Here is a 5,712-nt window from a genome sequence, read left to right as displayed (position 1 = left end):
AAATTTGTTTTTCATTTATAAGATCTTCGTTAAGAGGAAAGTTAAGCTCTAAAATGTTGTTGCCTATTGTTCCAGATAGAACTTTCTTTGCAATTTCTAAGTATTTGAAGTATTCATCTTCATCTAAGTTTAGGAAAGTTTCTCTAAATTTTAAAAGTATGTTTTTTTCTCCATTAACATAGCAACCACACATTTTACTGAAGGTGCAGTAATCTTTTTTGAAACGCTTTTTTAACTCAAGTATATCTTTTTTTCTCATATATAAACTCCTCAATTTGGTATTTTTCATTTTATTATTTAAGTATAGTATTTTTTTAGGGGGAATTAAAGAATTTATTAATAAATATAAAATAATCAAAAAGGTGTGCATTTTTATTTAAACTATTTTGAATTTATTCTTATTAAACTATAATCATAATGTATAATCTAATAAGAGAAATAAAATTAATAAAGCAAAAAATACAAAACAAATTATAATCCCAAAAAAGAAAGGCTGAAAAAATATGATAAAACAAGTAGTAAAAGATATATTATTTTTAAGTCAAAAATCAGAAATAGCAACTAAAGATGATATATCAGTTATTAATGATTTAGAAGATACATTAAGAGCAAACCTAGACCGTTGTGTTGGAATGGCTGCAAACATGATAGGAATAAAAAAACGTATATTAGTATTTACTGTAGGAAACCTTATAATTCCTATGATAAATCCAAAGATATTAAAAAAAGAAAACAGTTATGAAACAGAAGAAAGCTGTTTATCATTAACAGGTTTTAGAAAAACAACAAGATATGAAAAAATAGAAGTAGAATACTTTGATAGAAATTTCAAAAAACAAAAAGGTGTATTTACTGGCTTTACTGCACAAATTATTCAACATGAAATAGACCATTTTGAAGGAATAATAATATAAATCCAAGGAAGTGTTATTTATGATGAGGTTTGTATTGGCACCAGATTCATTTAAAGAAAGCATGACTGCAAAAGAAGTTTGCATAGCTATGGAAAAGGGAATAAAAAAAGTATTCAAAGATGCAACATGTATTCATGTTCCTATGGCTGATGGTGGTGAAGGGACATTACAATCATTAATTGATGCAACAAATGGAACAATATACGAAAAAGAAGTAACAGGTCCCTTAGGTAACAAAGTAAAAGGAAAGTTTGGAATACTCGGTACAGAAAAGGTTGCTGTAATAGAAATGGCACAAGCAAGTGGTATACAGTTAGTTCCAATGAACAAAAGAAATCCTCTTATAACAACAACCTATGGAACTGGAGAATTAATAAAAGAAGCATTAAATAAAGGTGTTAAAAAAATAATAATAGGACTTGGAGGCAGTGCTACAAATGATGGTGGAGCAGGTATGTTACAAGCCCTTGGTGTTAAGTTTTTAAATGATGAAGGTAATGAGTTATCATTTGGTGGAGAAAGCCTTAAAGATTTAAAAAATATAGATATAAGTGAAATGGATAAGAGAATATTTAATGTAAATATAGAAGTAGCTTGTGATGTAAAAAATCCTTTAATAGGTGAAAATGGTGCTACAAAAGTATTTGCAAAACAAAAGGGAGCATCAGAAAAGGATATTGATATTTTAGAAAATTCCCTTAAAAATTATTCAGAAGTTGTTTTAAAAGCCTTAGGAAAAAATATAAATGTAGAAGGTGCAGGGGCAGCAGGTGGTCTTGGAGCTGCACTTTTAGGCTTTTGTAATGCTAAGTTACTTAAAGGAATAGATATAGTAATAAAATATTCTCTCTTAAAGGAAAAAATAAAAGATGCAGATTATGTATTTACTGGAGAAGGTAGCATAGACTTTCAAACGAAATTTGGAAAAACTCCAATAGGGGTGGCAAGTCTTGCAAAATCCTTCAACATACCAGTTATAGCCTTAGCCGGTAGAGTTGGAGAAGGAACATCAGAATTGTATAATCTTGGTATAACATCAATATTTGGAATACTTAAAGAAGCAACAACTTTAGAAGAAGCTCTAAAGAAAGGACCAGAAAATATAGAAAGAACAACAGAAAATATTTGTAGGTTATTAAAGGAAATAAAATTGATTTAGAATTTTCACTATGATAAAATTAAAGTATAAATTTTACTCATAAATTAAAATGGAATTATATATTTAAGTTTTCTAGGGTTCCGTAATTTTAAAAATTAGCAGGTCCGAGAGAAAACGCACATTTTTGTGTACACGGAAGGATAAAAGCCTGGGAGATATTTTTGTGATATTTCTAAGGCTTTTTTTATTTATAATTAAGGATTTTATTTAGATTTGGGAGGTTATACAAATGAAAAAATTTATTATTGAAAATGACTTTTGGGAGCTGTTTCCTAATGCAAAAATTGGAGTTATTGTTTGTAAAGGCATAAATAATTCTATAAAAGATGAGGATAAATATAAGGATATGATTTTAAGTGCTGAAAAAGAAGCATTAACACATTTAAACAATTCAGAATTTAGCAAAAATCAAGTTATAAAGGTTTGGAGAGATGCTTTCCAAAAATTTAAGAAAAAGAAAGGTGCAAGAGCATCAATTGAAGCTTTATTAAAGAGAGTTAATAATGGGAATCATATAGGAACAATTAATCCTTTAGTTGATATTTATAATTCTATTTCTTTAAAATATGCTATGCCATGTGGTGGTGAAGACATAGATAAATTTGTTGGAAATATAAGATTAACTAAAGCAGTTGGAGATGAGCCTTTTATAACATTAGGAAGTGATGAAAGTGCACCACCATGTGAAGGTGAAGTTGTATATAAAGATGATGCAGGTGCAATTTGTAGATGCTTTAACTGGCGTGAATCAGTAAGAACAATGCTTACTGAAGATACAAAAAATGCTTTTTTATGTATAGAATTAATTGATGAGGAAAGAACAGAGGAGTTTGAAAAGGCATTAAAAGAATTAGCTGAAATAGTTAATGAAGAATTAGGTGGAGATTTTAAAATTTCAATTCTTGATATTAATAATAAAGAAGTAGAAATTAATTAATAATTTAAAAGTGAATAAAAACGTATTTAAATACAAAGATTAGCAAACTTAAGGGGGATAACATAGTGGATAAATTTACTTACAAAGATATTTATATTGAAGATGGAAAAAGGGTACTTGAAATGAACGTACTTCCAGAGAAGTATTGTAATTTTGATTGCATATTTTGTCCAATTGGAAGATCAATAAATAAAATAGATACACAAACTTCTTTTGATAAAATGGATAATGCATTAATTGAATTTGAAAAAACTATTGAAGATACAAAACCAGATTTAATTTTTATTAATTCAAAGGGAGAAGCTTTAGTAAATGACAAAATAAGTGATATTATCGATTTAATTAAAAGAAAAGGAATACCTGTAAGATTACTTTCTAATGGATATATATTAGGTAGAGATGAATATATAAAAATTGCTAATAAATGTGATGAAATAATTGGGGAAATAAAAGCAATAAAAGAAGAAGATTTTCAAAAAGTACAAAGACCTATTGAAGGTTATACACTAGAAGAATACATTGAAAGCATGGTAAAGTTTAATAAACAATATGAAGGGAAATTTATATTTGAAATTACTATAATTAAGGGATATAACGATGATGATGAATCAGTTAAAAAGTTAAAGAACATTATTGAAAAAATAAATCCTGATAAAATAATTATTGAAAGAATGAATGATGAAGTTTTTAAAGAAAAGCTTGGAATAAGTGATGAAAGATATGCTGAAATCTCAAATGAGTTATTAGTATAAAATTTTTTTGATTTTCATTACAATTTAAGAAAAAGTTTATTGATAATATAATATTAATCAATTTAGGTTTAATTATAATTTAGCATATGAAAGGGTATAGAGTATGAAAAAAATAATTTTAGATTTAGATACTGGAATTGATGATGCAATGGCACTATCAATTGCTCTAGGAAGTCAAGAAATTGAACTACTAGGGGTAGTAGGAACTTACGGTAATGTTTATACAGAACAAGGAGTTAAAAATGTAGCAAGCATTTTAACTATGACAGAGAATGAAAATATTCCTGTATATGCAGGTGAAAATCATGCATTAAATAAAGATTCTTTTGAGAGATTAGAAATTTCAGCAAAAATTCATGGACAAAACGGTATAGGAGAAGTTGTTTTAAAAGAATCACAAAAAGATATACACAATAATGGTGCACAGTATATTGTAGATATGATAAATAAATACGGAAAAGATTTAACAATTGTAGCAACAGGTCCTATAACTAATTTAGGAAAGGGTTTGCAAATAGATAAAACAATTGCAGAAAAAGTTGGACAAATTGTTATTATGGGTGGAGCATTAACTGTTCCTGGAAATGTTAGTCCATTTGCAGAAGCTAATATTTCTCAAGATCCATATGCAGCAAAATTATTATTTGATAGTGGGGCTAATGTTATAATGGTTGGACTTGATGTTACAACTCGTTCAGTACTTAAACTTACTGATACAGATAAATGGAGAAAAACTAATACTGAAACAGGAAGAAAATTAGCTGATGCTGTTGATTATTATATTCATATTCATGATGAAATAGCACCAGGAGTAAATGGTTCTTATTTACATGACCCTTCAGCAGTAATTGCAGCAGTTCATCCAGAATGGTTTGAAATGTTACCACTTTATTTAAATGTTGAACAAGAAGGGCCTTCAGTTGGAAGAACAATAGCTTATGCAGAAAAGGTAAGAGAATCTAATCCGAATGTGAGGGTTTGTATTAATGTAAATTCACCAAAGGTAGTAGAGTATTTAAATGAATCAATATTAAATTTATCTACAAAAAAAACTAAGGATATATTTTAAAAATATATCCTTAGTTTTTTATAGCTATTTTAAAGAGTGATTGTTATATAAACAAAATAGTTTTTTACTAAAATTTTGTTTATTGTTGGTATTATAATTAACTTTATATTTATTTTAATAAAGTTAAATTCTTATTTTGGTCATATATTTTCTGTAAAGTATCTTTTTATATAAACATTGAAAATTGTATCTTACCCTTAATTAGTCTTATAACTTATATTTATTTTAAAAAAATTAAAATTGAATTATTTTTCTTTGTAATAGTTAACTTGACTTTATAATAAACCTTTATTTATAAATTTTTATATTAATAAAATTATTTAAACTCCATTAAATATGAATTATAAATATTTGTATTAATAAAATTATTTCCCCTATAATAGTATTTATAAATCTTTATTTTTAATAAACTTAATTTATGTTAATTCCCCTTATAACATCTAAATTGATTGATTCCTATAATTTATATAGTTATTTTAATAAAGTAACGTTTGTATCAATTACTTCAGGTTGTCTCTTAAATAAGAATTCACCTTTTCTAACAGAGCAGTTAACACCAACTCTTTCAAGTATTGCATCAAATTCGTTTTTAGCATTTAAAACTATAAAGTTAGCATCTTTACCTACTTCTATACCATATTTATCTCCAATGTGAAGAGTTTTAGCACCATTTGTTGTAATTAAATCTAATGCATTATTAATTTCATCAAAAGACATCATATGGCATATATGAATTCCAGCATCTAATATATTCATTAAGTTACCATTTCCTAATGGATACCATGGGTCTGAAATTGAGTCTTGAGCAAAACAAACATTAATTCCAGCATCATTTAATTCTTTAACTCTTGTAAGACCTCTTCTCTTTGGATAAGTGTCAT

Annotated in this window: 7 protein-coding genes and 1 riboswitch; of the genes, 5 read left to right on the top strand and 2 right to left on the bottom strand. The window is 26.8% G+C overall.

The window, feature by feature from the left end:
- A partial coding sequence (locus tag Q4E08_RS11355; protein ID WP_303131045.1) for a DUF4317 family protein occupies nt 1-259 on the bottom strand: 259 nt, incomplete at its 3' end.
- 244 nt (nt 260-503) lie between these two features.
- On the opposite strand from Q4E08_RS11355, the gene Q4E08_RS11350 reads away from it, so the two are divergent.
- The 5 genes from Q4E08_RS11350 to Q4E08_RS11330 all read left to right on the top strand — a co-directional run bounded on the left by Q4E08_RS11350 (nt 504) and on the right by Q4E08_RS11330 (nt 4,831).
- Complete coding sequence (locus Q4E08_RS11350) at nt 504-914, top strand: peptide deformylase (protein WP_303131044.1); 411 nt, start codon at nt 504-506, stop codon at nt 912-914.
- A 22-nt stretch (nt 915-936) separates the two neighbouring features.
- The gene (locus tag Q4E08_RS11345; RefSeq protein WP_303131046.1) at nt 937-2,073 is read left to right on the top strand and encodes a glycerate kinase; all 1,137 of its coding nucleotides are present in this window, start codon (nt 937-939) and stop codon (nt 2,071-2,073) included.
- A 61-nt stretch (nt 2,074-2,134) separates the two neighbouring features.
- Nucleotides 2,135-2,230, top strand: a riboswitch (guanidine-I (ykkC/yxkD leader).
- Nucleotides 2,231-2,302: 72 nt separating this feature from the next.
- Complete coding sequence (locus tag Q4E08_RS11340) at nt 2,303-3,010, top strand: B3/4 domain-containing protein (protein ID WP_303131042.1); 708 nt, start codon at nt 2,303-2,305, stop codon at nt 3,008-3,010.
- A gap of 65 nt (nt 3,011-3,075) precedes the next feature.
- Nucleotides 3,076-3,762, top strand: a complete 687-nt coding sequence (locus Q4E08_RS11335) for a radical SAM protein (protein WP_303131040.1) — start codon at nt 3,076-3,078, stop codon at nt 3,760-3,762.
- A 103-nt stretch (nt 3,763-3,865) separates the two neighbouring features.
- Nucleotides 3,866-4,831 (top strand): nucleoside hydrolase, encoded by a 966-nt coding sequence (locus Q4E08_RS11330; protein WP_303131039.1) that lies wholly within the window; start codon nt 3,866-3,868, stop codon nt 4,829-4,831.
- A gap of 471 nt (nt 4,832-5,302) precedes the next feature.
- Here Q4E08_RS11330 and Q4E08_RS11325 read toward each other — a convergent pair.
- Nucleotides 5,303-5,712: amidohydrolase family protein (locus Q4E08_RS11325; protein ID WP_303131038.1), on the bottom strand; the 410-nt coding region annotated here is incomplete at its 5' end.

Origin of the sequence: Clostridium sp., assembly GCF_030532265.1 — a bacterium.
Classification (GTDB): Bacteria; Bacillota; Clostridia; order Clostridiales; family Clostridiaceae; genus Clostridium.
Note: the sequence above shows the minus strand (reverse complement) of the source record. Positions and strands in the feature narration are given on the sequence as shown.